This window comes from Prochlorococcus marinus CUG1438, from assembly GCA_017644325.1.
Classification (GTDB): Bacteria; Cyanobacteriota; Cyanobacteriia; order PCC-6307; family Cyanobiaceae; genus Prochlorococcus_A; species Prochlorococcus_A marinus_AA.
On sequence record JAEPLS010000003.1, the window covers coordinates 166,639 to 193,530 of the forward strand.

At 30.6% G+C, this 26,892-nt stretch carries 25 protein-coding genes and 1 tRNA gene; 12 read left to right on the forward strand and 14 right to left on the reverse strand.

The window, feature by feature from the left end:
* Positions 1 to 24: 24 nt before the first annotated feature.
* Positions 25 to 1,251, reverse strand: a complete 1,227-nt coding sequence (gene stpA, locus JJ847_09205; protein MBO6961064.1) for a glucosylglycerol 3-phosphatase — start codon at positions 1,249 to 1,251, stop codon at positions 25 to 27.
* 165 nt (positions 1,252 to 1,416) lie between these two features.
* On the opposite strand from stpA, the gene JJ847_09210 reads away from it, so the two are divergent.
* The 4 genes from JJ847_09210 (at position 1,417) to JJ847_09225 (ending at position 5,981) form a co-directional block, all read left to right on the forward strand.
* Complete coding sequence (locus JJ847_09210) at positions 1,417 to 2,925, forward strand: hypothetical protein (protein ID MBO6961065.1); 1,509 nt, start codon at positions 1,417 to 1,419, stop codon at positions 2,923 to 2,925.
* 92 nt (positions 2,926 to 3,017) lie between these two features.
* Complete coding sequence (locus tag JJ847_09215; protein MBO6961066.1) at positions 3,018 to 3,677, forward strand: hypothetical protein; 660 nt, start codon at positions 3,018 to 3,020, stop codon at positions 3,675 to 3,677.
* Between the two features lie 71 nt (positions 3,678 to 3,748).
* Positions 3,749 to 5,077 (forward strand): O-acetylhomoserine aminocarboxypropyltransferase/cysteine synthase, encoded by a 1,329-nt coding sequence (locus tag JJ847_09220; GenBank protein ID MBO6961067.1) that lies wholly within the window; start codon positions 3,749 to 3,751, stop codon positions 5,075 to 5,077.
* 13 nt (positions 5,078 to 5,090) lie between these two features.
* Positions 5,091 to 5,981 carry a homoserine O-succinyltransferase gene (locus JJ847_09225; GenBank protein ID MBO6961068.1) on the forward strand — a complete coding sequence of 297 codons (891 nt, stop codon included), beginning with the start codon at positions 5,091 to 5,093 and terminating at the stop codon, positions 5,979 to 5,981.
* A gap of 5 nt (positions 5,982 to 5,986) precedes the next feature.
* Here the strand turns inward: JJ847_09225 and JJ847_09230 are convergent, their stop codons facing one another.
* A complete protein-coding gene (locus tag JJ847_09230; GenBank protein MBO6961069.1) occupies positions 5,987 to 7,552 on the reverse strand; it encodes a SulP family inorganic anion transporter in 1,566 nt (521 codons plus the stop codon).
* Between the two features lie 30 nt (positions 7,553 to 7,582).
* Positions 7,583 to 8,902, reverse strand: coding sequence for an FAD-binding oxidoreductase (locus JJ847_09235; protein MBO6961070.1), 1,320 nt, complete (start codon positions 8,900 to 8,902; stop codon positions 7,583 to 7,585).
* Here JJ847_09235 and JJ847_09240 point away from each other — a divergent pair.
* Positions 8,830 to 10,026 (forward strand): sirohydrochlorin chelatase, encoded by a 1,197-nt coding sequence (locus JJ847_09240; protein ID MBO6961071.1) that lies wholly within the window; start codon positions 8,830 to 8,832, stop codon positions 10,024 to 10,026. The two genes, JJ847_09235 and JJ847_09240, sit on opposite strands and share 73 nt — an antisense overlap.
* A 379-nt stretch (positions 10,027 to 10,405) precedes the next feature.
* Entirely contained in the window at positions 10,406 to 10,663 is a 258-nt protein-coding gene (locus JJ847_09245) for a DUF2811 domain-containing protein (protein MBO6961072.1), read from the forward strand.
* On the opposite strand, the gene JJ847_09250 is transcribed toward JJ847_09245, so the two are convergent.
* Positions 10,650 to 12,290, reverse strand: coding sequence for a GMC family oxidoreductase (locus JJ847_09250; protein MBO6961073.1), 1,641 nt, complete (start codon positions 12,288 to 12,290; stop codon positions 10,650 to 10,652). The genes JJ847_09245 and JJ847_09250 overlap by 14 nt on opposite strands.
* Before the next feature lie 107 nt (positions 12,291 to 12,397).
* Here JJ847_09250 and JJ847_09255 point away from each other — a divergent pair, with 107 nt between their 5' ends.
* Positions 12,398 to 12,871, forward strand: a complete 474-nt coding sequence (locus tag JJ847_09255) for a pentapeptide repeat-containing protein (GenBank protein MBO6961074.1) — start codon at positions 12,398 to 12,400, stop codon at positions 12,869 to 12,871.
* A gap of 2 nt (positions 12,872 to 12,873) precedes the next feature.
* Here JJ847_09255 and JJ847_09260 read toward each other — a convergent pair whose 3' ends face one another.
* The 3 genes from JJ847_09260 to gloA all read right to left on the reverse strand — a co-directional run bounded on the left by JJ847_09260 (position 12,874) and on the right by gloA (position 14,420).
* Positions 12,874 to 13,266, reverse strand: coding sequence for an LEM domain-containing protein (locus JJ847_09260; GenBank protein MBO6961075.1), 393 nt, complete (start codon positions 13,264 to 13,266; stop codon positions 12,874 to 12,876).
* Positions 13,267 to 13,268: 2 nt separating this feature from the next.
* Positions 13,269 to 13,766 carry a VHS domain-containing protein gene (locus JJ847_09265; protein MBO6961076.1) on the reverse strand — a complete coding sequence of 166 codons (498 nt, stop codon included), beginning with the start codon at positions 13,764 to 13,766 and terminating at the stop codon, positions 13,269 to 13,271.
* 264 nt (positions 13,767 to 14,030) lie between these two features.
* Positions 14,031 to 14,420 (reverse strand): lactoylglutathione lyase, encoded by a 390-nt coding sequence (gene gloA / locus JJ847_09270; GenBank protein MBO6961077.1) that lies wholly within the window; start codon positions 14,418 to 14,420, stop codon positions 14,031 to 14,033.
* Between the two features lie 133 nt (positions 14,421 to 14,553).
* Here gloA and JJ847_09275 point away from each other — a divergent pair, with 133 nt between their 5' ends.
* Positions 14,554 to 14,988 (forward strand): hypothetical protein, encoded by a 435-nt coding sequence (locus JJ847_09275; protein MBO6961078.1) that lies wholly within the window; start codon positions 14,554 to 14,556, stop codon positions 14,986 to 14,988.
* 19 nt (positions 14,989 to 15,007) lie between these two features.
* Here the strand turns inward: JJ847_09275 and JJ847_09280 are convergent, their stop codons facing one another.
* The 6 genes from JJ847_09280 to JJ847_09305 all read right to left on the reverse strand — a co-directional run bounded on the left by JJ847_09280 (position 15,008) and on the right by JJ847_09305 (position 17,534).
* Positions 15,008 to 15,337, reverse strand: coding sequence for a hypothetical protein (locus tag JJ847_09280; protein ID MBO6961079.1), 330 nt, complete (start codon positions 15,335 to 15,337; stop codon positions 15,008 to 15,010).
* Positions 15,338 to 15,344: 7 nt separating this feature from the next.
* Entirely contained in the window at positions 15,345 to 15,929 is a 585-nt protein-coding gene (locus JJ847_09285; protein ID MBO6961080.1) for a hypothetical protein, read from the reverse strand.
* A 56-nt stretch (positions 15,930 to 15,985) separates the two neighbouring features.
* On the reverse strand, positions 15,986 to 16,186 hold the full coding sequence (locus JJ847_09290) for a hypothetical protein (GenBank protein ID MBO6961081.1): 201 nt from the start codon (positions 16,184 to 16,186) through the stop codon (positions 15,986 to 15,988).
* 272 nt (positions 16,187 to 16,458) lie between these two features.
* A complete protein-coding gene (locus JJ847_09295) occupies positions 16,459 to 16,794 on the reverse strand; it encodes a hypothetical protein (GenBank protein ID MBO6961082.1) in 336 nt (111 codons plus the stop codon).
* A gap of 2 nt (positions 16,795 to 16,796) precedes the next feature.
* Positions 16,797 to 17,252: a hypothetical protein gene (locus JJ847_09300; protein ID MBO6961083.1), complete on the reverse strand. Its 456-nt coding sequence runs from the start codon at positions 17,250 to 17,252 to the stop codon at positions 16,797 to 16,799.
* A gap of 195 nt (positions 17,253 to 17,447) precedes the next feature.
* Positions 17,448 to 17,534: transfer RNA gene (locus JJ847_09305), tRNA-Ser, on the reverse strand.
* A 536-nt stretch (positions 17,535 to 18,070) separates the two neighbouring features.
* Here JJ847_09305 and JJ847_09310 point away from each other — a divergent pair.
* The 4 genes from JJ847_09310 (at position 18,071) to JJ847_09325 (ending at position 23,471) form a co-directional block, all read left to right on the forward strand.
* Positions 18,071 to 18,340 carry a hypothetical protein gene (locus JJ847_09310; GenBank protein ID MBO6961084.1) on the forward strand — a complete coding sequence of 90 codons (270 nt, stop codon included), beginning with the start codon at positions 18,071 to 18,073 and terminating at the stop codon, positions 18,338 to 18,340.
* A gap of 297 nt (positions 18,341 to 18,637) precedes the next feature.
* Complete coding sequence (locus tag JJ847_09315; protein MBO6961085.1) at positions 18,638 to 19,408, forward strand: peptidylprolyl isomerase; 771 nt, start codon at positions 18,638 to 18,640, stop codon at positions 19,406 to 19,408.
* Positions 19,409 to 19,414: 6 nt separating this feature from the next.
* Positions 19,415 to 22,291, forward strand: a complete 2,877-nt coding sequence (locus tag JJ847_09320) for an ATP-binding cassette domain-containing protein (GenBank protein MBO6961086.1) — start codon at positions 19,415 to 19,417, stop codon at positions 22,289 to 22,291.
* Between the two features lie 4 nt (positions 22,292 to 22,295).
* The gene (locus JJ847_09325; GenBank protein MBO6961087.1) at positions 22,296 to 23,471 is read left to right on the forward strand and encodes an HlyD family efflux transporter periplasmic adaptor subunit; all 1,176 of its coding nucleotides are present in this window, start codon (positions 22,296 to 22,298) and stop codon (positions 23,469 to 23,471) included.
* A gap of 26 nt (positions 23,472 to 23,497) precedes the next feature.
* Here the strand turns inward: JJ847_09325 and JJ847_09330 are convergent.
* The coding region (locus JJ847_09330; protein ID MBO6961088.1) for a hypothetical protein at positions 23,498 to 26,892 on the reverse strand (3,395 nt) is incomplete at its 5' end.

Here is a 26,892-nt window from a genome sequence, read left to right on the forward strand (position 1 = left end):
ATTTATAAATTGTCATTCAAAAATTCAAAAGTCAACTATTTTTTTAAAGTTTGATCTCTTACTAGCAAGTTGAATAAACCAACTTATATATTCTTTGGGCCCATTTTTAAAAACTATGTCAAACTTTAAGTTGTCATAATTATCACTTATCCCTATTAAACCAGTTTTTTTTGTAGAGGGCCTTTCAACTTCACCAGAACTACTATCTACAAAAATTATTTTATTATTAATCCCAAATTCATTACCTAATATTTGTATTAATTCTAGGAATGACCTGTCACTTCCTCCTCTTAAATAATTTTTCTTACCATTATTTTTTTTTGAGGTTACTGTGTCACCAACTCCTACAATCAAAGGCATATCTTTTATTTGAATGGTTCTTTTGCATAAATCAATTTTTTCCTTAATAGAATTTGGAGCGTTTCTAAAATTAAAATTACTTCCAAAAGGAGCTTTACCAGTTTTATCCGCAATATATTTATTTAAAAGAAATAACACTCCAGAATCTTTAACTGCTCCTTTAAAAAGTAATTGTATGTCTGTTGATCCAATATCATCTTTAGAAGAAAGTTTTATTGTTTCTCTACCATTTTTATTTCCTAAATTTGGTGAAATATGAAGGAAAAATGAATCTTTGAGGCCTTCGGATTCGGCTTTTAAGATGATTTCATTCATCATTTTTTCAAAACTAATTTGAATAAGCTCTCTTTTATCAGAATTATTGTGAACTAAATCAAATAGACTATTGAAATTAACCGTTGGCGAGAAGCGTGTATCACATATTGATTTTACTGCGTGAAAATTAATATCTTCTTGGCTAAGTTCAGGAAAAATATTCTTAACTATAAAATTAAATTTTGGTCTTATTAAACTAGGTACTTTAGATAAAAAATTTAGTTCTTTTTCTGAAACTCCTTTAAAACTTATTTCACCTTTGTTGTCTTGATACTCTACTCCACAGGCAGCTAAACCTCTTAGATATAGTTCTTTGTTTTTAGGCTCAGTTGTGCTCCTTAAACTCCTTTCTATTATTCTGTTAACCCCTCTTGGCCCCTCATGTTCCCCGCAAGTTAATACAAAGAATTCCTCGGCAAATTCTTTTACGGCATAGATATATTTCGATTCTAACCTTCTAGTCATTGGATCTTTAACTAAAGGGATACAAACCCCGTCAATATCTTGGATAATTAAGATATTTTTAGAAGAAATTAATTGTTCCTGTACCTCTAAATTTCGTGACATATATTCCATATTTATAATTATTTATCTTTTAATTTAATATTAATTTCCAAAGAAATTATAAATTATAAAATTCAATTTTTACAATAAATAATTTGCTATGGTCAAGAATTGCTTTAATGTAGAAAAATGTTGGTATGGGTAAGAAATTAAAAAAATTATCAAGAACTTCCAAAAATGAAGAATAATTTCATAGAAAACATAAATGATAAAAAATATTTTTATTCATTGATTGAAGATATAGAGAACAGCAAAGTTGGATTCTACAGTGTTGGTTTATATCCTGCATCACTAGCATACAATTGTGCCATGCATGGAAAATCAAATAATATTCTCTTAGCCCCTAGGGAAGATAGAGATTTGTTAGGTGCTTTTTCAAATGATGTCCTTTCTGATATGGATAATGAGACTATTGAAAAGATTAAGAGAATGGGAAATTATTTATCAGAGGGGATAAAAAAGTCTTTTGATCTAAAAGATCTTCTCTTGGGATGCGAAATGGTTATTCTTGCTTCAAATAGTAATCATATACAAGATGATGTTCAAAATGCTTTAGAACTCAGAAAAACTTTAAAAAGAGAAAATGTGGTTCTTGGCTGTCTAGTCGGGTCTTTTTGTATTGATAATAAAAGTAAAAGTCCTTTTATTCTTTGTAATAAATATCCAAATTTAGCTTTTTTTACAGGATTCCATCGTCATGGAGCTTTACGAAATCCTAATGATAGTTTTACTGCAAATTTCTGCCATCCTGATGCCCTAACTGCTTTAATAGGAGCTCGCATTTTGAATCAATTGTCCCCGAAAATTCAAGTTTCTCCTGGAGTTCATAATATTGAATGTCAATATATAAAATCAATAAAAAACATCTCATCTATATTTGCAGGTTTTGTAAATAACTTTCATTCCGATAAGCCAGGAATGCTACCTACCATTAATACGATTTTGTTGACTCAATGTTTAGATCAGGCCGCATCAGTATCATTACAAGTTAGAAAAGAAAATAAATTTGAGAATAAATATCTTTCATTAAAAGAACTTGGTTATGGTGAAGAAATAATTAGTGCAAAGGAAATAATTAATGATAAATTTTGTGAAAAAGGGGATTATACTTTCTCTCAGTTAAATGCTGTAAAGGCTGATGTTCTAGGGAGCATGACCTTACCAACTGAAGGAAAACCAACAAGGAACTTTCAGGCAGGACAAGTTTTATCAGATATGCTTTTACAACTCAAAAGATGTCCAAAAGATGTCTCAGAATTTGTAGATTGGTGTAATAAATACTCTCTTAGTCAAGGAGGTTTAGAAGGCCTAAAATCCTTAAAATTCTGGCCAGATATTTATAAACAATTCAAAATCAAAAATAATAATTGTTCAATGATTAATTTGATTTATTTATGCTTTAATGCTAATTCAGAAGAAAAAAAAGAAATTTATAAGGTGTTAATAAGTTCAGAAGAAATCACTAATTTTTGCCAAGAATCTGCGAAATCTGAATTATCTTTAGAACTAAATGAAAAATTAAAAGGAGAATATCTTTTTAATGATGTTGAAAACCTTTATAAGAAATTGTTTTTTTACAAAGAGGGAAATGATCTTAAAGATAATGAATGTAGTAATCAAATTTCTAAAAAAAATCCAAGTTACATTAATGTATTGAAAATTATTAATAATTATTTTAATAATTGATTATTAGTTAAATTTGCAAAAAAACTAAGTTTTAAATTTATTTACTAATCTTGATTGCAAGGTTAGAATTATTATGGTTTAAAAGGTTTTTTTTGAAAAAGGAATTAACACATCGTTCTCATGAACTGAAAGCTCTTGGTTGGAATCAAGAAGATTTAACAAGATACGAAGATTTATGGGACTACAGTCAAAGATGGGGATTAATAAATTTAGAAAGAGAAGATAGACAGTTTTTAAAGAAAGCAGAAAAGTTACTCCCGAAGATTCAAAATAAAAAGATATCCGTTAAAAAAACTATTGAAGAAAAATCATATTATTTATGGTTAAATTTTTATCTAGATGAAATTAATATTTTTAGTAATTCTAATCTCCCAAAAAATAAACATGGTGTTTGGACGCTCTTAATTGAAGAGGAAATAAAACTTCTAAAGGAATTACAACCAGTTATGGGTCTTCCAGATACTTTAAAAGCAAAGAATCTATTCGAAAATAGAAAACAGCTCATAAATAAAGCTTTTAGCGACTTTGACGCTAAAAACAACGATAAGGTTTTCAACTTTGATGAGGTTTTAAAAAAATCTGAAAAAGATGTTGGTAAGAATTGGAAATCAATTACTGAAAAATATCCTGAGGCTAATAAAACTTTTCCAATAATTGATTCTGCAAATATTGATAAACTCAGATCTGTGATAAAAGATGATTTGAGTTTATATATGAAAGATAATTATCCCTCATTAAAAAAGGATTTATAAATATTTATCTTTTTTTTGTTTTTTTTTTGGACTTTTTTAAGTTAAATAGATAATAGGATTATTTTAAAATTTTGAGCAACCAAAAGTTCGAGACACTTCAGTTACATGCAGGTCAAGTGCCTGATCCAACTACAAATTCTAGAGCGGTACCCATTTATCAAACTAGTTCCTATGTTTTTGATAATGCCGAGCATGGAGCGAATCTTTTTGGATTAAAAGAATTTGGAAATATTTATACTCGACTTATGAACCCCACCACAGATGTCTTCGAAAAAAGGATGGCAGCTTTGGAGGGAGGTATGGCTGCACTTGCTACATCTTCAGGTCAAGCTGCTCAATTCTTGGCAATTGTGAACTGCATGACAGCAGGTGATAATTTTGTTTCTACATCTTTTTTATATGGTGGTACCTACAATCAATTTAAAGTACAATTCCCAAGATTAGGCATAGAAGTTAAATTTGCTGATGGTGATAGTATCGATAGTTTTAGAAATAAAATTGATGATAAAACCAAAGCAATATATGTCGAATCAATGGGGAATCCTAGGTTCAACATTCCAGATTTTGAGGGACTCTCTGCTTTGGCGAAGGAAAATGGAATTCCTTTAATAGTAGATAATACCCTTGGTGCTGGTGGTGCCTTAATAAGACCAATTGATTTTGGAGCCGATGTTGTTGTAGAAAGTGCAACAAAATGGATCGGTGGACATGGAACAAGTATCGGAGGGGTTATTGTTGATGCTGGAACATTTGATTGGGGAAATGGTAAATTCCCACTAATGAGTGAGCCAAGCGCTGCTTATCATGGGCTGGTTCATTGGGATGCTTTTGGTTTCGGTAGTGATATCTGCAAATCTTTGGGTGTACCTGATAATAGAAATATAGCTTTTGCGTTAAGAGCAAGACTTGAATGTCTAAGAGACTGGGGATCAGCCCAAAGTCCTTTTAATTCGTTCTTATTACTGCAGGGTTTAGAAACTCTAAGTTTAAGGATAGAAAGACAAACTTCTAATGCTCTTGAACTAGCAAAATGGTTAGATTCTAATTCTAATGTAAGTAGTGTTAATTATCCTGGTCTTGAATCTGATCCATATTACTTAAGTGCCAAAAAATATACTACTGGAAGGGGAATGGGTTGCATGCTTATGTTCTCTCTTAAAGGAGGTTATGAAAATGCAGTAAGATTTATTGATTCCTTAAAATTAGCGAGTCACCTTGCTAATGTCGGTGATTCTAAAACTTTAGTAATTCATCCGGCTTCAACAACTCATCAGCAACTATCTGAAGAAGAACAATTATCTGCAGGTGTTACTCCAACGATGGTAAGAGTTTCTGTAGGAATTGAGCATATTGATGATATAAAAGCAGATTTCGAACAAGCACTTTCACAAATCACATAGGAAAGGAGATTTATTGGCTTTAATAATTCCTAGTAACTATCACAAGATTAGTGATGTTGAGAAAAATCATATATCTTGGATCGAACCAGAATTGGCAAAAAGACAGGATATACGTCCTCTTAGGATTGGTATTTTAAATATTATGCCTCTTGGTAAACAGTATGAATTTAACTTACTGCATCCACTTGGTTTATCTCCTCTTCAGATTGAGCCAGTTTGGATAAAGCTTAAAACTCACTCTTATAAAACATGGGATCTTAATCATTTAAATAATCTTTACATAACTTGGGAAGAAGCAAATAATCCAGAACCGTTAGATGGAATCATTATTACTGGAGCACCTATTGAGCACCTTGCCTTTGAGGAGGTTAAGTATTGGGATGAATTTGTGAAAATTGTAAATGAAGCCAGAGATTCTTGTGCTAGTACTCTTGGTTTATGTTGGGCGGGCTTTGCTCTGGCTTATTTGGCAGGGGTTGATAAGCAAGTTTTTGATAGGAAATTATTTGGGGTATTCCCTTTGAAAAGTCTTGTTCCTGGTCACCCTTTGATGGGTACACAAGATGATGAATTTATATGTCCTCAAAGTAGATTTGCAGGATTACCAGATTTGGAAATGGAGAAGGCCCAAAAAGAAGGGAAATTGAATTTGTTGGCTTATGGAGAAAACGTCGGATACACAATATTTGAATCTAATGATCAAAAACAACTTATGCATTTAGGTCATCCTGAATATACGGTGCATAGAATTATTAGTGAAATTGAGAGAGACAAAGAAAAGGGAGATGTTCCTCCTCCTAAAAATTTTGATCTAAATAGTTCAAAAACCGCTTGGAGATCTCATAGGAATTTGCTTTTTCAGCAATGGCTTTGGTTTTGTTATCAACAAGTTAGTCTTAATTAACTTGTTTAATGAGCGCTTTCTAAACCACCTAGTCTTTCAAATAAGTTAAGACTTTCTTTATTTAATCCTATAATTTCAACTTTAGAACCGCCATTCTGGAATTTTCTAATAATTTGCTCAAGAGCAACTACACCACTTTGATCCCAAATATGAGCTAAAGACATATCAATTATAATTTTTTCAGGATGTTCATGAATATCAAATCCTTGTAAAAAATAAATTTTACTTACAAAAAATAATTGGCCTTTTACTTTGTAGGTAGTCAAATTATTCTCTTTAGCTCTTGAGACAGTTATAACTTTTGCGACTTTTCTGCTGAAAAGAATTGCAGCTAATGCAACTCCTGCAATAACTCCAAGTGCAAGATTATGAGGTTTTGTAAGCATTGTAACTGCAAAAGTCATAAGCATTACTGCAGTATCACTTTTGGGTATCTTTCTAATATTTTTTAATCCATTTATATCTGCTGTACTTATTGCGATCGTTATCATGATTGCTACTAAAGCGGCCATTGGGATTGCTCCAATCCAAGACTTCAAGAGGATAATCATAATTAGTAGAGATATACCTGAGGAGAGAGTTGATAATCTAGATTTGCCACCATTTTCAGTATTCATAACAGATTGCCCAACTAATGCACATCCTGCCATTCCTCCAAATAAGGATGCCACAATATTTGCGATTCCCTGTCCTCTTGCTTCTTTATTTTTATTAGAGCTTGTATCAGTTACATCGTCTAAAATATCTTGAGTTAAAAAGGTTTCCATTAAACCCACTAGAGATATTGCAAGTGAAGTCGGTAAAATTATCCCTAATGTTTCTAGACTAAAAGGTACTTTCCCATTCTCTATTGATCCAAAAGGAAGAGAAATACTTGGTAATCCATCAGGTAATTTACCCAAATCGCTAACTGTTGGTACATCTAGATTAAAGAATATGCTTATAAGAGTAATTACTACTATTGCGATAAGCTGAGATGGGACTACTTTTGTGATTTTTGGAAGCCCATAGATAATTCCTAATCCTAGGATTACAAGAATCCAAACTACTGGAATCTGAGAGTTAACTGGATATTGACTTATAGTTTGTTCAACTAATCCTTTTGATTCTTTAATACCTATTCCTAACTGAGGTAGTTGTGCTTGAAATATTAAAAGTGCCAGTGCATTTACAAATCCGCTTAATACTCCTGTTGGCACGAATCGCATTTGGTAGGCAAGCCTTAAATATCCCCAAAGAATTTGGAATATTCCAGTTAATATACCGGCTGCAATAAGATATGGGACTCCTAATCCAGGAGCTTGTGATTCTCCATAAGCAACAAGTCCAGTCATTAAAAGAGCTGTTGAACCTGTGGCTGAAGTGATCATCCCCCTTCTTCCTCCAACAATCGCAATTGTTATAGATAAGCAAAATGCACCAAAAAGGCCAACTTTAGGATCTACACCAGCTATACCTGAAAAAGCAATTGCTTCTGGGATCATTGCAAAAGCAACAACTAAGCCAGAGAGAATATTTGACTTTGGATCATCTAACCAATTTTTAGATAAATATCTCAAGAAATTTGACATTTTAAGTTACTTTATAATTAAGAAGTTACCTCATAAAGGAGGCAAAATACCTTGTGGGTCAAAAATATTCTTTAAAGTTTTTAATTCATTAGTTCTATTTCCAAAGGCTAATGTAATTTCTTCTTCATGAGAATTCAAATGATTATGCAATTGGGCTAAGTGAATATTTGGATAAAACCTTTTTAGCTTGCTCCACGATTTATAAATCCATTCCAGAGCGACTTCTTTTTCTTGAAGATCATTTTTTTTCCATGATGCATATATCCATGGTTTCCAAGTACTTTTTCTATGAACAAAAAAGCTTGAGCCATGATTTAATTTTTTAGTTTTGCAACCTAATTGTTGAGAAGCAATATAACAGGAATTATTAGGTTTATTATCCATTATTTCATTCAAGCATTTTATGAAAATTGGGATATCATTTTTTAAATCTTCTCCAAGAAGACTAATTACCTCAGAATGGTTATTTGCATTCAGCTCATATAAATTCAATTCCTTTGGAAAAAAATTAATTTTGTTAAAGTTCTCATATAATTTTTTTTCTAAAGCTGGAAATTTTTCTAAAAGCATTAAGTATTCTTCTGTTATTTTATCCTCTAAATTATTTTTGAGTTCAGCAAAAATATATAAATAAATTTTTTGTGCATAAATCCATTGAAGACTAATATTTTCTGGAAATTCCTCTGATAAATTTATTATTTCTGAAAGTTCATTTAGATTTACAAATCCTTCAATAACCTTTATTGGATTAGATTGGATAGTCTTAAGTTCTATTTCGGTAATAATTGAGAAGAAGGGTGCTGCACCTTTAATTGCTTCCCAAATCAATTGATCTTCTGGATTTATTTGATTTTTTTTTAAAGAGATAAATGTGCCATTTCCCAAGAAACCTTTTATTGATTCAATATTATCAATGGCTAATCCATAGGCTCTACTGAGCGGGCTTACTCCACCAGTAAGTATGTAGCCTGCTCCAGGAAGTTTAGAAAGTCCGATTGGGAAACTTCGATTATGTTTTTGTAAATAATTTACTAGATCCCCCATTATTACTCCACCTCCAATTGTTACTAAATTGGTTTTTCTATCTAGTTGAATTTTGCTGTGATTTTTTCTTAGATCAAGAGTTGTAAAACCATTTTTTGCACAGCTAGAGGTTGTACCTCCACTACATACGCAAAGGTACTCGAATTTTTCATTAGAGTAATTATCTACATTAAATAAGGAATCATCAACGTCATAAATTAATTTCTTTAATTTTGCATCCTTTGAGTTGATATTTGGAACTTCAAGCAAATTATGATTTTTCACTACATGAGATTGTTCTTTACTATTATGGTATAAGTAATAAATTGATTTTGGATAATTTAGATTCGAAGTTAAATAATCAAATCGCGATACTTATCTGTGGACATGGGAGTAGAAATAAACTAGCCATTAATGAATTTCAAGAATTAACTAATTTCATCCAAAAAAGATATCCAAATTTTTTAGTTGAATATGGTTTCTTGGAATTTGCTAAACCTTCGATTGTTGATGCTTTAGATAAGTTAAAAGATCTTTCTATAAAAAAAGTAATTGCAATACCTGCAATGCTTTTCGCTGCTGGACATGTAAAAAATGATATACCTAGTCTGCTTATGAATTATTCAAGTAAAACAGGAATTGAAATAATTTATGGAAGAGAATTAGGTATTAATAATTTAATGATTAGTGCAGCTTGTGAAAGAGTAAAAGATGTATTTAAACAAAATAATAATCTCAAACCTGAAGAATCATTATTAGTTGTTGTGGGTAGAGGCTCTTCTGACCCAGATGCGAATTCCAATGTTTCAAAAATTACGAGAATGATCGTAGAGGGTATTGGTTTAGGGTGGGGGGAAACAGTTTTTTCTGGAGTAACTTTCCCTCTTGTTGAACCAGGCTTGAAAAATGTTGTGAGACTTGGTTATAAAAATATAATTGTTTTCCCTTATTTCCTTTTCTCAGGTGTCCTTGTTACAAGAATAAAAAGGCAAAGTGATTTAGTTGCGATTAATAATCCAAATATTTCATTTATACATGCAAAATATCTTTCGTCACAGACTTATGTGGTCGACACTTTTGTAGAAAGGATTGAAGAGATTCTTAATAACGAAGGTAATAATTTTATGAATTGCTCAACTTGTAAATATAGATCAAACTTATTTGGCTTTGAGAAAGAAGTTGGAATGGCACAAGAAAGTCATCATGACCATGTAGAGGGCTTGGGTATCAGCTGTGATTTATGCGATCCTGAATGTAATGGTGCTTGTGAAATACAAAATCAAATCCCAACTCATAATCAAGAAAAATCAGATATGGGAGGAGGTGACTACTTAGAACATGAACATGTAGAGGTTCATCGACATGAACATAATCAACATCACCATAGTATTTACCCAAATTCAAAACACCCTTTAGGACCTGTCACGCTTCGCTTGCCTAATAAAGACTAAATCTTAAGAAAATCCGTTGAAAACAATGAATCACCTGTCTCTTTCTCGACTTAGTCTTAATAGACTCAGTATATATAAGTATTCTTAATATAAAATCGTGAAAGTATTTTGAGCTAGATTTTCCACAATTTGAAGGTTGTTTTCCACGTCCAAATCCACACTGGATCAGAAATGGCAGTATTTTTCAAAAAAAACAGGACTTCAACATTATTGTTGACTTTTTTTTAAGATCTATTCAATTTCCACATTTGAAAAAGAAGTTTTTTAAAAACATACTTATAACATGAGTCTTATTTGATAATTTAAAAAGTTTACCAGAAGATTTTTGTTGATATTTTTAGAGAAAAATATCATTATTGTTGATGTAGAAAAATAAATTATGGATCAAATCAGCCAAACAAATTTAACTGATAAGAAACTCGTAGAGTGCTCTTCAAATAAAGTCTCATTAGAAACAGAGCTTTCAGAAACTCTTTATAACACTATGAAAGATTTCGTATTAAGTAACCCCACTTGGGATCAATATAAGCTTATAAATTCAGCATTAGCTACTTTTCTCGTTCAAAACGGTTGTACAGATAATTCTGTCTCAGAAATTTATTTAAATCAATTATTTACACCCTCTAAGTCTTTTTGATATTTAAACAGGCTCTTCTACTCAAGGCCATCATTGTAAGTGTGGGACTTTGCCAAGATGATGTGGGCCAGCATGCACCATCTAGTACCAGTACATTCTTGCATCTCCACAATCTATTAAATTTATCAACTACGCTATTTTCTTCATTTAACCCCATTGGTGCTCCCCCTACCTCATGAATATAATATCCAGGAGGAGGAGGACTATTTGAAAGTGCTATCAAATTTTTTGTAAATAAACTCCCCAATGGAATATTCATTAGTTCATCAATATTTTTTATTTTTCCATTTGCAGCTTTGACTGATTTTTGTATTGTTTTTTCCATATGTTTTGCCATATTTAACTCATTCTCGCTCCATTCGAATTCAATGTAAGGAATTGGTATTCCCCATTCATCTGTTTTTCTTGAGAGAGAAACTGAGTTTTTCTCTCTAGGAAGGACTTCACCATGGGCGATAAGAAAGCCAATGGATTTGTTTGCGTCTTTTTGTAAAAATTTAGGTATCCCTAATCTATCAATTGCCCCCCAGATCCCATAACCTCTATGGAAATTTATGTCTTCAATTTCTGGTAAATTTGAACCAAAAGGAATAAAGAAGCTGCCTGCCCCAGAAAGATCGGGAGGATTATCTAGTAATTTATCTGAGTTTTTTGCTTTTGGGACTGAAAAAAATCTACAGATAGATATGTGATCCATTAAGTATTTACCTAATTTCCCAGAATTATCCTTAAACCCTGCGGAATTTGATTTGTATTCTGAGTTCAGTAGTATTCTCAGTGTTGAAATTGTTGATGCGCAAAGAAGAATTAAATCACAATCCAATACTTCTTTGTGTCCATTTTCTAGGTTTACAATCGTTAGTTTTGAGGCAAGCTCTGTTATCTTGTTAATCTCAAAAGACTCCACTAGGTAATTAGAGATTATTTGTACATTTCCAGTATCTAAAGCTTTTTTTAAAGAGCTTCCTATACTAGAGGACTTCGGCCAATTTTTTTCTTTTACAGATGAATTATGGTCAAATCCTCTTGATTGGATAAATGGATAGTTTAATTTTGATTTAACTTTGCTACCAAAAACATTTTCGTTTTCTGTAAAAGGAATTTCACCAATATATTTACCGTTTGGGACCTCCTTGATATCATCTTTTCGTCCATAAATTCCGCAGAAATTTTCAACAAAATCGTAGTGCGGGGAAATTTCTTCGTATGAAATAGGCCAGTTTGGTCCGAATCCGTCTTTTTTAGCCGGATGAAAGTCTTCTGAGGAAAGTCTTAATGTTATGCCTCCCCAAGTTAATGATCTCCCCCCATATTGTTTACCTTGTGTCCAAAGAAATGGCTTCTTTTTTGGGAAGTCATAAGGATGCTTCAATTCATTTGAATATAGCTCAGGATTATTTTTCCAATAACCAGGATGTTGGCACTGATTGGCATGTTTTTTTGTTATAACTCCTGATAATCTTTTTAATGTACTTTTTGGCTCATGATTACTAGCTTCATGCCTTTTAACTTGAGGCCCTGCTTCTATTACTAAAACTTTGATCCCTTGTTCTGCCAATGTAAGTGTTGCTATTCCTCCTGTAGCTCCAGAACCAACAACAATTGCATCATAAGGACTTATATCCAAAACCTATTTTGTGATTTGCTATTTCAATAAATATAGCATTCAGTAAATAATTAGTTTTTAGATTTCAGCTTAAGAAGTTAGAATTTATTGAAATACTACTCAAACAAATGAGATTTATAATTTTAACTTTTTTAATAGTTGTTTTAACCCTCCCTTCTAGAAGCTTCGCTGCCTTGGATTATGGTAAACAATCTTTGGTAGGGGCTGATTTTTCTGGATCTGATCTAAAAGGAGCAACTTTCTATTTGACTGATTTACAAGACGCAAATTTGTCAGGTTGTGAGCTTCAAAATGCGACTCTTTATGGAGCAAAATTGAAAGATACTAATTTAAGTAACTCCAACTTAAGAGAAGTAACTTTAGACTCGGCTGTTTTAGATGGAACAGATTTATCAAATACTAACTTGGAGGATTCTTTTGCTTATAGTACCCAGTTTGAAAATGTAAAAATACAAGGCGCAGACTTCACAAATGTTTTTTTGCCAAAAGATATTATTAGGAAATTTTGTGAAAGTGCTACTGGAACTAATCCAATTACAAATAGAGAAACCAGAGAAACTTTAGAGTGCGATTACATTTAAATTTATGCACATACAAGTTCTTTTTTAATCTTTCTTTGTTTATAAAGTGATCTTCCAACAGGCCAACCTAAAGTAGATAAATGTTTCATTAAAGAACCTGAGTATTTGAAATAAAAATTGTCTGAATATTTGATACCAAGTTCATTTAGAGTGGTTATTAATAAACATAGATCTTTCTTTTTGCCTTTTTTCATATCCAATAATATCAATGCTTCACTTGATAATTTTTTTTCTAGTACCTTGTCATTTTCAGCAAAACCAACTTTAAGTGAATTAAATGCATCAGAATAAAGAGTATAAATTATTCCATCTTTAGATTTATCTACAGAAGTATCTACTTTAAATCTTGATGATATTAATGTTTTGTATCCTTTAATGATTTTTCTGTTATTCATAATTATTTGATTTCATCCTGAGCTAATTCGTATTTCTCCAATAGATTGTTAACTTCTGCTAGTGCAATCCTCTTTTGACAGGCCGAGTCATATCTATTTACTGCTATTGAAGGTATTGAACCTTTGCTTTTCATTTCCCTAATACCAGTTTCTAAACATTGAAAAGCAACACTTGATAGATCTCTTCCTTCTGCCGCGGCCCAAACTTTCAAAAGATAAGTAAGATTTGATGGTACTGAGATCTGTACTTTGTTTGAATTTGAAGTATTTAATGCAATATCATCGAGACTAATTTCTTTAGAGGAAATAGTTTCTTTAACCTTTTTCTTCAAAAATTTTACTTGGCTTATAGCGTCCTCTTTATTCTTTATTTTTTGTTCTATTTCAAATAACTCTTCTTCAGAATTAATTAAAGCTTCTAATGCCCATTTAGCGTCATCTTTCGCCACCGCGGTTCTATCAAGCCATTCATCTCTTATTTTTGACCAATTACTAGGCATAAGCTTTATAAGATAATTCTATGATATATAAATCTATATAGATTGTCTATACAATCTATATAGAATTAATATAGATTGTATATAGTTTTAATTTTATTTTTAATAATTACTCGTCTTAGGAATAATCTTTTACAGCCATTGAAACTGCAGAATGTATCCAATATAGATTTATTGGTATTTTTTCCAGATAATTGAAAAAGATATATTTGATGCAATCTTTTTAGAATTTATTTATTTGTTTATTTAGTAAAAACGCCCAAACTTTTAATCTCTTTCAATAAGTTCAATTTTATATCCATCTGGATCCTCAACAAAGGCTAAGACAGTAGTACTGTTTTTCATTGTTTTAGGTTTGGTAATTATTTTACAACCATTATTTTCTAATCCTTGGCAAATAAGATGAATATCTTTTACTCCAATAGCTATATGACCATATTTATCTCCAAGCTTATAATCTTCAGACTTTTTGCCCCAGTTATAGGTTAATTCAATTACTGAATTTTCTTTTTCTGAGCCATAACCAACAAATGCCAAAGTGAACTTTCCATGAGGATAATCCTTTTTTCTTAATAAATTCATGCCTAGTCTATTGACATAGAAATCAATGGATTTATCTAGATCTCCAACTCTCAACATTGTATGTAGGATACGCATTTTGAATTATGAACCTTAATTAATTATCTAATATTTAATAACCATCTGCAAAAATTGAGATTTTCGAGGCTAGTTCTTTAATTAAGTTAAGAAAAATTAGGTTAAAATATTAGTATTATATTTTAACAACATATTGAATCAGATATTCCAGAGACTCTCATCAGTATTTTTGTATACTTTACCGTTAAAGGCATCAATACCTTTTGGATATTATTTGTTTTATAAATATTCTTTTTTAAAAATACTATTATTTCTAACTTTTCCTATAGCAATAATTGAAAAATCTTTGCCTTTTGGTAGTTTTTTATTATTTATAATTTTGTTTGCTGGATTAGCAAGAAATCCAAAAGTTCCCTATTTCGTTAGATATAACGCATGCCAAGCATTACTTATTGATATCGCTTTGATAATAATTTCGTATCTCTTGAAAATATTTCCCATAGTTGAATTAGGCTCAATTATTTTTGTGTTTACACTATGTATTTTTATCTATTCGATTTCTCAATGTTTATATGGAGTTGAACCTGAAATACCCTTAATTAGTAAATCTGTAAGAATGCAAATTTAAAAAGATTTACTGACTTCCTTCAACACTCATTCAAAATAGATTCCCATCTTTGTTGACTTGCCTTTATTGCTTGCATTGGTGGATTAGCTCCCTCAATTTCAAAGGCTTTAATTAATGATTTATTAGCTAATAGCCCTAATCTTGCAGCCTCTCTTTGTCTAGAGCATACTTTTTTTCTTGACCCCTCTTTTAGACTATTTTCGATTTCTTTGAGAATCTGACTGGCTTCATTCGATTTAGAATAAAAATCATTCATGTAAACATCAAGTGCCGTATCAGCAAGGATTTCAACTGGAGAAATTATTGTAACTAAGCACACTATAAAAATTGCAAATACAAATTTTTTCATAAGAATCTTAAGTAAATTTTTTGTCCGATCTCTTTAAAACTAAATAAAAAGTAAGAACGCTAATTGTTCCAGATGGGCCTATTAAAACATGCCAAAATTGATCGCCACTTATTGAGAGTCTTGTTCCAAAGAAAGTCGTAAAAAATATACCAAATATTGGGTAAAGGATAAAAAGCCAATCTTTAAAAACTCTTTGCCAATTAATGATAAGAAGGATACTTATAATTACTTGAAAAAGAAGAGCTATAGTTTTATCAAATAAAAAATATGAGATTATTGAACATAAAGAAATGCATAAATTAGTTTTTTGAATAAATTTATTTTTTATAACTGATATTGATAGAAATGTTAGACCTAAAGATAGGAAAGAATAAAAAAACCAATTAAATAAAGAAGAATGATCTACATAAATCCAAGATGTTTGGGCGTGATCGATCATTTCAGAAATCGATGCCAATCCTAAAAAAATAAAACCAAGAGGTATAAATTCGTTCTTGCGAATGTGTTTAAATTTTTTGATCGATCTAATTCCTAATAATATTGGGATGATTGCCGCCTGAAAATGGGCTAATAATAAAATTGAAAAAAACAAAATAAATTCTAAAAACTTAATTCATCTGAAATTTAAAAACAAAAATTATTTTCAGCTTATCTTAGTAGAGATAGATACCATTGCCCAATTAATATGATTAATATTGTAAGAACAAAAGGGAAAGCAGGATATCTTGTCTGAAAATTAGCTGGTGGCCAAGGAGACCAGGATATTAATCTTCCTTGAGGTTCATTTGAAATAACTTTTTTTTTCAATTTTTTGGGTGTTAAATTATCTGTGGCAAATCCTTTACTCATTGTCCAAATAAAATTATTTTAACAAGAACGTATCAAAAGGGCGTTTATATTATTCGGTTGAATTTCAGTCGTTTTTTATTAGAACGGAGGGGGTGGGATTCGAACCCACGGTGCCCTTGCAGACACGCTAGTTTTCAAGAACAGATTATTCTTAGTGATACTAATGGATCTAATAAGGTTTAAGGAAATAAAATCACCGAAAGTGAGCCATTTTAGATTTTGATAATTATCAAGCAAAAATAGGTTTTAAAGCGTTTCATTTATCTATATTTCTATAGTTCATCAATAAACCAATCAAAGCCAATTCTCTTACAAAATGTATATGGTGCTTCTTGGCCATAAAGAACTGGATCTATCCCTAACTCTTTATAAATTTTCTGGAGATAATAACCTTCTTTTTCAATAGCTTTGCTATATCTTTTCTCTTTCTCTTCATCTCCACTTTTATATCCATCAACAAGTTTATACGATTCATTCCACCAAGCATTCCAATCTCTGCACAAATTGAACAAATAAGCCTTTCTTGAAATTGGGATTAATTGCACTGCCATTATTGAAGTGCTTAGAGCGATAACAAATAAGAGAGCTTTAGTTATTGAATTATTCATGTTTAAAAAAGAGTTTTTTGCCTTTCTGTTTTTTTGCAAGTCCCAGACTTTTTAATATCTTTTCTAATTCCTGTTTTTTGATTTAACTCATTATTAAAATAATAAACACTCCCATTTTCTCTATTTATTTTGTAACCCAAATTTCCAGAAATTCCAAAATAAGGACTATCCATTTGTCGTACTAATATTATTTGGTTGAATCTAAATTTAATTTCATCCACCTCAAATGAAAAAAACTCACCTCCATCGAAGCTAACTGAGGCACTGGGGCTATATTCATTCAAAGCAAATAATAATTTATGATTCTGATTTATTTTACGGTTTATGATATTTTTACTATTAATTTCTCTTTCTTTGACTTCTGTTTTATTCAAAGCACAATCTAAATAAAATGTTTCAGCATTAACAGTAGTGGGCAAGGTAAGTGCCGATAGTAAAGGAATTAAAAATCTTCTCACAAAAAAATGAGCTCATTGCCCCTTATTCTAGATCGATTGTCAAAAAAAAATTATTTAGATGGGTGAGCCGAAAGTGAGCCACTTTTTTACTTTAGCTACGGAAAACTTTCCGAAATCTAACGAAATAAGTCATAAAAAATATGCAATAAAAAAACTCCCTAAGGAGCAATTTTTATAAAAGTCAGTTGTAGACAACGGAGGGGGTGGGATTCGAACCCACGGTGCCCTTGCAGACACGCTAGTTTTCAAGACTAGAGCCTTAAACCACTCGACCACCCCTCCAGGTGAAAATATTCAATTTTAAACTTTTTAATTATATCAAAAGGTGGTTGTTTTTTTGAATAAAGTTTTGAGGTATATATTGGATTAGATATGAAAACTATTGCCATAACTAAAAAAATCTAGCTTAAAGGCGAAGATATATCATATTAAATAGCGACACCTAATCCAAGAAAGCGTAAATAATATATATAATTTTTTGGATTTGTATATAACGAATTTTTGATCGATAAAAATTAAAATTTATTAGGCTATATTTTAGAATTTATAAAAAATATGATTAATTAATTAGTATTTAAGAAATACAAATCAATCATTTCATGATTATTATCTTCTTTATGATTAATTTCATAAAACTGCAAATCAGAATATCAATTTAGCCTTCGAATTAAAATTTTGTGATAAATTATATTGCTGTTTATAGTAAAATTTCATAAGTCTTCTAGGGGCAATACCTTCTTAAAAGGTCAAATTTGTTAGATCAAAAATAATATTTACTTGATTAACTGTCGATCTAATACAATTGGAGGAGCTAAATCATGATTATTATGAAAAAAAATCTTTATCAATGGTGGAAGAATCATAGAAGAGTTGTAACTTTTGGTTTGTTCCTTTCAATTCTAACTTTTTATTTTAGAACCCCTTTTGATAAGGAATTAAAAGTAAAGGATACCTGCGCAAAATTAAATTCGAGTTATCAGATTACAGGTGATGAAGCGATGAAAAAGCTTAATCTTAAGGAAATAAAAGATTTTAACAATCGCGAGTTGGCAAACTATTATTGTGAAAGGTATTTAGGAATCAAGTAATAAATTTGGAAATTTACTAATCTCTCCACTATTTACTACCTATTTACTAACTTCTTCATGAAAATAATGTAGAAAAAAATCAGTAATATTGCTTCATATTTTATAAGTTGATCGGTTGATATTATCCTTTAAAAGGTTATTAAAAATATAGCTAAAACCAGTTATAATGATGGGAGTCTAGTTTTAGATCTATTTACTTTGATTTAAACCTCGGGCATTCAAAGATGTCCTTTTTTTTATCAAGACTATGAGTTTAGAAGAACTTATGAGAAAATTAACTTAATTTTAGAGATGCAATTGGCAAATATAAATGTTAAGAATCAAATCTTAAATAGTCTTTTTAATTTTTCTAATGAAAACTTAGAATTACTTAGAAGAACTACTTTTCTTAAGCCTCTTATAAAAACAATGATAAGAGATTCTCTACTAGATCAAATTAAATTAGAAAATAAATTAAATAATGATTTGGCTGAAAAGTTTTTCAAGAATAGAAATATTTATGATGATCAAAATAAGAATAATTATTTTACCAAAAATCTCTTGGATGAAGAAGATATAATGAGAATTTCAAGCACACAATATAAGAGGAATTTATTTAGCTCAAAGTTATTTGAAGATAAAACTGAAGAATTTTTTAAAAAAAGGAAAGAAGATTTAGACCAATATATTTATAGTTTGATTCAGGTTAAAGATCAAAATTTAGCTCAAGAGTTGTATTTAAAATTGGAGTCAAATGAAAGTGAATTTTCAATACTCGCTAAAGAGTATTCTTTAGGACCTGAAAAGTATAGGAATGGTATTGAAGGGCCAATTTTAGGATCAAATATTAATCCCAAAATGAAAGATATTTTAAAATCAACTGATAAAGGTTTAGTTTGTGAACCTTTTAATATTAATGATAAATGGTTAGTAATTCGACTTGAAGAAATAATACATGCCGAATTAAATGAAACTATGAAAGGTAATTTATCAAATGAATTATTCGAACTTTTTTTAGAAAAATTAACAAGAGAAATTATTGAGGAAATAAAAGTAAAGTACTTCCCTGATAAATTTAAATATCCATAACCCCTTATGATCTCAAAGCTTCAATTAATAAAAAATTTTATAATAAAAAACGGTGAATTGAATTCATTTAAAACAGGTCAACTAATAATTCCTCCAGGAAAAGATGTGAATACAATTTTTTTGTTAAAAGAAGGTCAGGCAAGGTTAATTTTAAAAGAGAATAACAAGAGAACTACTCTTAAAAAGTTTAGTAAAGGTGAATTTATTGGTTTGTACAATTTAGTATCAGGGAAAAAAAATTGTGAATTTAGAGCTTCAAGCCAGTTAATAACTTATTCATTAAATAAAGAAAAATTTATAAATTTTATTTCAAAGGAAAATAATTTGAATGAATTTTTAAAGAATTATTTATTTGATGAAGAAATAGGTTCTGTTATTCAAGGAATATTAAAAAAATCATCAGGAAAAGAAAGTAATCTAAAATCAATCTTTGAAAATTTAAGAAATTATTGCACCATCCAAAATAAAAAAATTAATATAATAAAATCTTTAAAAAATAATGATTTTATTTTCTATTACAAAACCTTCTCTGAAGAAACTGAAATTAAAAGTTTGAAATCAATTCAAAGTTTTTCAAATTTAGAGGGACTTCTCTCACAAAATAATATAAGAATTTTATCTTTTAAGAAAGAAAAATTTATTGAGTACAAAGATAATTTTAAAACAGATATTTCTGATGATGTAATTATTGAAGATGATTCTGGGGTAGATAATATTAGTAATAATCAAATTAAATTATTAAATAGTAATTTTAGTAAAAATAAGGATGATTTTATTCAAGAAAATTTAGACCTCCTTAAATTGCTTGCTGATTTATTAAATATTCCATTTAGAAGAGACTCAATTTTGAGAGGACTAAAAGATTCATATGCTAAGAATGAAAATCCAGGAATTGAGATGATTGGTAAATTGGCGGCATCATTAGGTTTATATGCTGTAGGTGCAAAAATTTCGCCGAAAGATATTAACAGATTACAAACACCAGCTTTAATAAAATTTAAAAATAATTTTTATCTTATTAAGGAAAGTGATGAACAATCAATAATGATTTCTAATGAAAATAATAGTTTTATTAGGCTTGATAATGTACAAATTCAAGAAATCTTTGATGAGGATTTAGAGGTTGTATTAATTGAAAAATCTAATTTAACAAAAACAAAAAGGTTTGGTCTGGGATGGTTTTTACCAGTTTTGAGAAAATATAAAAAAGTTCTTATACAGGTATTAATCGCAAGCTTTGTAATTCAACTTTTTACTTTGGCTTCACCATTAATTATTCAATTAATAATAGATAAAGTTATAAATCAAAGGAGTCTTGATACACTTCAAGTATTAGGTGTAGCTCTGGTTATAGTAACTTTACTTGAATCTGTTTTAGGAAGCTTAAAGACTTTTCTTTTTACAGATGCTACTAACCGTATTGATCAAAGATTAGGGGCTGAGGTAATAGATCATCTTTTAAGACTGCCTTTGAATTACTTTGATAAAAGGCCAGTGGGTGAACTCTCATCGAGAATAAGTGAGTTAGAGAAAATACGTAATTTTTTAACAGGACAAGCTTTGAGTACCATCCTCGATGCTTTTTTCTCAGTAATTTATATAGTTATCATGTTCTTTTATAGTGCTATTTTAACTTTGGTGGCATTAGCTGTAATTCCTATACAAATAGCGCTAACACTTATAGGAGCTCCTTTATTTAGAAGACAATATAGGAGAACTGCTGAAGAAAATGCGAAAACCCAAAGCCATTTAGTTGAAATTTTATCAGGTCTTCAAACTGTAAAGGCTCAGAATGCAGAAATTGTGAGTAGGTGGAAATGGCAAGATTTATATTCAAAGTATATTTCTCGAACTTTTGAACAAACAATTACTGGAACTATAGTTGTTCAATTTAGTCAAGTTTTACAAAAGATATCCCAACTCTTGGTTTTATGGGTTGGAGCAAAACTAGTTTTGGATGGTTATCTTTCATTAGGCCAACTTATAGCATTCAGAATAATTTCTGGATATGTAACTCAACCTGTATTAAGACTTTCATCTATTTGGCAAAATATTCAAGAATTAAAGATTAGTTTTGAGAGATTAGCTGATGTGATCGATACCCCACAAGAATCAGATGAGACTGATAAGGATAAAATACCACTTACTGAAATCCAAGGAGAGGTGAATTTTCAAGGAATATCATTTAGCTTTAACAAATCAGGAAAAAATATTTTAAATAATTTAGATTTGAAAGTTGAGTGTGGACAATTTGTAGGTATTGTTGGCGAAAGCGGTAGTGGGAAAAGCACTCTTATGAAGTTATTACCAAGATTATACAAACCAGATCGAGGTAAAATCCTAATAGATAATACTGATATTGATAAAGTGGAACTAAATTCTCTAAGAAGACAAATAGGAATTGTTCCCCAAGAACCATTATTATTTTCAGGTTCTATAAGTCACAATATAGCCTTGACAAATCCAGATGCATCTTCTGAAGAAATTATTAAGGCAGCTAAAATCGCAGATGCTCATAATTTTATTATGGAACTACCAGATGGTTATAGTACAAATATTGGAGAAAGGGCAACAACTTTAAGTGGAGGCCAAAGACAAAGAATTTCAATTGCTAGAACATTATTAGGTTATCCTAATCTTTTGATAATGGATGAAGCAACTAGTGCTTTAGACTATAAAACTGAAAAAAATGTTTGCGATAATCTTGCTAGTTCTCTAAAAAATCAAACTGTTTTCTTTATAACCCATAGATTAGCGACTATTCGCAAAGCAGATTTAATTGTTTTCATGAAAAATGGTTCTGTCGCAGAAGTTGGTACTCATGATTATCTGATGAATAAAAAAGGATTATATTTTGATTTGTATTGTCAGCAGGAAAATTAATATTATGCGAAAAAGTTTTAAAAAAATTTTTAAGATCTTTAATTTACTTCAAGATAAATTAGATAAAAGCATTAAAGAAGCTGAACAAGATGAAAAAATATTAAAGCAGAATTTAATTTGGGCAAGAAGTCTTACCTGGGTTTTAATCGGGACCAGTTTAACATTTATTGGTTGGTTATCTATTGCAAAAACAGATGAAATACTTGTTGCTAATGGAAAGTTAGAGCCTATAGGTAAAGTTAAAGAGATACAAATCCCTTCAGGAGGTGTGGCTAAATCAATACTAGTTGAAAGCGGAAATCTTGTAGAAGAAGGTCAGGTTTTAATAAAACTTGATGCTGAAATAGCAAAGCAAAATTTACTTTCATTAAGCGATCAATTGGATCAAAAACGAATTCAATTAAAACTAAAAAAGGATGAAATTAATATGTCAGAATTATTGGATTCGGAAGTTACTAAAGGCAATAAAATTAAGTTAGAGTTAGAAGAAAATCTCTTAAAAAAATACGAAACACTTTATAAAAATGGTGCTTATCCTGAGATTGAATACCTCAAGCAAACAAGTAAATTTAATCAATTAAAGATTTCTGTTGAAAAAGATAAATTAGAAGCTAAGAATAGAAAGTTATTATTAACACAACAGTTAAAAGAATTAGAATCGCAAATCTCTGGTTTAATCTCAAGAAAAATTGCTGCAAATGTCAATCTTGAATACCAATCAATAAAATCTCCAGTTAAAGGAATAGTTTTTGATTTAAAGCCAACCAATGTTGGATTTGTCGCACAAACTAGTCAGCCAATAATGAAAATTGTCCCTATAGAGAATCTTGAAGCAAACATCTTAGTACCTACAGATAAAATTGGTTTTGTTAGAGAAGGTATGGATGTGGATATTAGTATTGATTCTTTCCCCGCGAGTGACTTCGGAGTTTTAGAAGGGGTTGTTAAATTTATTGGATCTGATGCTTTGTCACCAAATTCATCTCCTGAAATAAGGACCTTTAGTTTTCCTGTTACCGTAAATTTATCTGATCAATTCCTTAATTTAAAGAATGGTAAAAGTCTGCCCCTTCAAACCGGTATGTCCTTAACAGCAAATTTTAAATTAAGGAAAGTGAGTTATTTGAGATTGCTTTTATCTAACTTTAAAAGCAAGACTGATTCTTTAAAAGAAATCTAATTTTTCTTGGGAGTAATTATATAAGATTAAAGTATTTGGTTATTATTTATTTGATCCTCATTTAATTGCATTGACAATAGCATCTCATTCGTGAAATCTGTTTCTTGTCTAATAGCAGTTGCAATGTAATTTACTATTTCCGTATCAGAATCTCCAAAATCTATAATGTCATAACCTAGATCTTTTAATGACTCGATTGTGATTTTACTTAAAGTCTGGTCTTTCTCCTCCCTATAGGACATTACTTCCCAGGAAAATTCATCCTCATTCCAATGTGAATATGCGGATCCTGGTCCATAATCTTTTTCAATAGGAATATATTCTTGGTCAATTCCCTTGTATTCGGACCAAGCTTCTAATGCATAAGAACCTATATAATCTCCAAATTCATCAATAATATCCCCCCCTCCGTACTGATTCCATGGCGCAGGCACATTTTCATCCACTAACCATTCATAATCATCTCCGTACCATAATATTCCGAAACCCATAACATGTATGATTTCATGTATAGCTGTTGCAGTGATATCTCCTTGTTCAAGAACTGAACTATCACTAGTAAAACTCACTATTCCCTGAGAAGGTAAGCCTATTTTGCTTATATCACCAAACTGATCTACTTCATATCTAATTTCAGTCACCATCGCTGCGGCATATTCAATTTCCTCGCTGGCTTGAACGAATATACTTAAATCATCAATATGTTCTCCATTGTATAGATAACCATCATCCCAAGGCTGGCCAGCACTTACTCCATAATCTTTTTCTGTATATGCATTAACGTCGGGCAAACCACTAGAAATAATACTTTCTAATGTCTGCACAGCTTCCTCTAGATATGGTTCATATAAATTCTTCTCAATTCCATAACTTTCAAAGGAATTATGATCAATAATTAAATCAATATTAAATGGATCATCTTCGATAACAGGGAGGGACCCCTGTTGATTATCTCCATTGAGATCAAAACCAAATAAATTTTCTGCATCATTAATCCCTTTATTGGAACTTGGATAACCAAGATTGTCGTAGTAAATTCCATCATTATTAAACAAAAATGCAGTAAGTTGATCCTCCTCTTTGTCAAAAACTAGGGCGATGTATTCTCCAACATTTTCTGGTGAATTTAGTTCTGGATCAGTAATTACCTCTACTGCTATAGGAATATATCTGTCGGCTAAAAATGATCCAATATTTGAACCGTCTAGGTAATATAATTCAGATTTACTGTTGGGTGAATCAGAATCAGAAATGAAGATATTGTTGTAGATATCTATGTAAACATCAGTTAAATTTTCGGTATTGTCAAAGGTATTAAACTCAAGATCTCTTAATTCTTGTAATTCATCAATTTTGAATTCATCATATTGTGGAATTTCTTCTTCATTAAGTGACGCTTTTATGCCATCTTTATTCAGATCAAAACCAAATAGATTTTCTGCATCATTAATCCCTTTATTGCTACTTGGATAACCAAGGTTGTAGTAGTATTCTCCATCATTATTAAACAAAAATGCAGTAAGTTGATCCTCCTCTTTGTCGAAAGCAAGTGCAATATATTCTCCAACATTTTCTGGTGAATTTAGTTCTGGATCAGTAATTACCTCTACTGCTATAGGAATATATCTATCGGCCAAAAATGTTCCAAAATTTGAACCGTCTAGGTTAGTCAATTCAAATTTACTGCTGGAATCTCTATCGGAAATAAAAATATTATTGTAGATATCTATGTAAACATCAGTTAAATTTTCGGTATTGCCAAAGGTATTAAACTCAAGATCTCTTAGTTTTTGTAATTCGTTAATTTGAAAAATGTTTTCAACTGGATCACCTTTATAATTATCATTATTAAGATCTAATCCGAATACTTTCTCTAAACCAAAAATTGTTTGATTATTCTTAGGGATGCCAAGTTTTGTTATAAGCATCCCTTCTTGATTGAAAAGATAACTATAGATTTTTTTATTTTTCACATTGTATCCAATGAGGAGATTATTATCTTCTAAATAAGGATTGTTATAAAGTTCTGATGTTGGGTAGTCAATAAATTCTATAGCTAAAGGTTTTATATCTTTACCTAAGTCGTTTTGGAAATTAATACCCTTGAAATTTGTAAGTTCAATTGGGTTATCTTTATTGTCTCCTAAAAAGTATAAATCCCCATTATTTATATCTTTATAGAGATCGATTAAATTTTCATTTCCATCAAGAGTTTTTAATCCATATTTTTGGAATTCTGAATTTTTATCTAACTTCTGTATATTCTGTCCCATTACAGAATCATTATTTAAATCTATCCCAAATAATTTTTCAGCAAAATAAATTTGTTTAAGATCTGGATCGTTAATTTCCTCAATAAACTTACCATCCTCATCGAATATAAAACCGTCTAAATAATTATAAAATTCATCGCGTTGATCCCCTACTAGAAGAATATGTTTACCTACATATTCCTTGCCTATAGTAGGTTCTGTTATTACCTCTATTGCAACTGCTTGGTAATCATCATTTAGTTCATAACCAAAATTTTTGTTTTTGTATGTTAATTCAATTAGATTGTGTGATTCACCTGTAGGAGCAAAATATACGTTTTCATTATGAGGATCAATGAACAGATCAGTTAAATTATTGATGTTTGGGAAAACAGTAAATCCAAGGTTGCGTAAATCAAATGGTTCATCTATTTGATGTAAGCTTCGACCTTGTACATCGTCTTCGTTAAGGTCGATACCGAATAATTTTTCCGCTTCATATGTAATGTTGTCTCCTGGATTTAATTTTGTGGTTTCCTGGATTAATTCGCCTGAAGAATCGAAGGTGGTAACAACGAAAGAAGCAGGTACATTTTCTTGAACTTCCTCTGTTATAGTTCTTGTTCTTCTGCCATCTTTTACTTTTTTGGTAACTTTTTTAGTGGTCTGATGAGCTTCTACATAAGAGAGAAGTCTGAGGTAACCATCGTCAGATTTCTCTACATCGATGGCAGTGTGATAAGGAGCGGATACAAAACTGGAACCATCTTTATTGGTTAATAATGTTTGAATGGAGATGTCAGAAGAATCGGCGGACAATAGTTCTCCTGAGTTCTTGTCAGTGAGAAGAGTCTTATTATCTGAAGCCTCGTTGAATACTTCAATATCATTTGCAGTTGTGAATGCATCACGGTCAAATTCCTGTACATTTCTACCCTGTACATCATCATCGTTAAGATCGATACCGAATAATTTTTCTGCCTCATAAGTGAGAGGATCAGCGGCATTTAATTTGATAGTTTTTTGATTAGGATTGCCGTTTTCATCGAAGCTGTCGATATAGAAACCAGCCTCACTGTATTGAGTGACTGGAGCAAAGACCTCCTCGGTTATGGTTTTTGTTCTGCCTCTGCTATCTTTTATTTTCTTCTTGATTTTTTTAGCGACGA

Excerpts from the sequence above, each read along its gene's own strand:
- stpA (MBO6961064.1), bottom strand. The coding sequence starts at position 1,251 with ATGGAATATATGTCACGAAATTTAGAGGTACAGGAACAATTAATTTCT.
- JJ847_09210 (MBO6961065.1), top strand. The coding sequence starts at position 1,417 with ATGAAGAATAATTTCATAGAAAACATAAATGATAAAAAATATTTTTAT.
- JJ847_09230 (MBO6961069.1), bottom strand. The coding sequence starts at position 7,552 with ATGTCAAATTTCTTGAGATATTTATCTAAAAATTGGTTAGATGATCCA.
- JJ847_09245 (MBO6961072.1), top strand. The coding sequence starts at position 10,406 with ATGGATCAAATCAGCCAAACAAATTTAACTGATAAGAAACTCGTAGAG.
- JJ847_09255 (MBO6961074.1), top strand. The coding sequence starts at position 12,398 with ATGAGATTTATAATTTTAACTTTTTTAATAGTTGTTTTAACCCTCCCT.
- JJ847_09260 (MBO6961075.1), bottom strand. The coding sequence starts at position 13,266 with ATGAATAACAGAAAAATCATTAAAGGATACAAAACATTAATATCATCA.
- JJ847_09265 (MBO6961076.1), bottom strand. The coding sequence starts at position 13,766 with ATGCCTAGTAATTGGTCAAAAATAAGAGATGAATGGCTTGATAGAACC.
- gloA (MBO6961077.1), bottom strand. The coding sequence starts at position 14,420 with ATGCGTATCCTACATACAATGTTGAGAGTTGGAGATCTAGATAAATCC.
- JJ847_09280 (MBO6961079.1), bottom strand. The coding sequence starts at position 15,337 with ATGAAAAAATTTGTATTTGCAATTTTTATAGTGTGCTTAGTTACAATA.
- JJ847_09290 (MBO6961081.1), bottom strand. The coding sequence starts at position 16,186 with ATGAGTAAAGGATTTGCCACAGATAATTTAACACCCAAAAAATTGAAA.
- JJ847_09295 (MBO6961082.1), bottom strand. The coding sequence starts at position 16,794 with ATGAATAATTCAATAACTAAAGCTCTCTTATTTGTTATCGCTCTAAGC.
- JJ847_09310 (MBO6961084.1), top strand. The coding sequence starts at position 18,071 with ATGATTATTATGAAAAAAAATCTTTATCAATGGTGGAAGAATCATAGA.
- JJ847_09320 (MBO6961086.1), top strand. The coding sequence starts at position 19,415 with ATGATCTCAAAGCTTCAATTAATAAAAAATTTTATAATAAAAAACGGT.
- JJ847_09325 (MBO6961087.1), top strand. The coding sequence starts at position 22,296 with ATGCGAAAAAGTTTTAAAAAAATTTTTAAGATCTTTAATTTACTTCAA.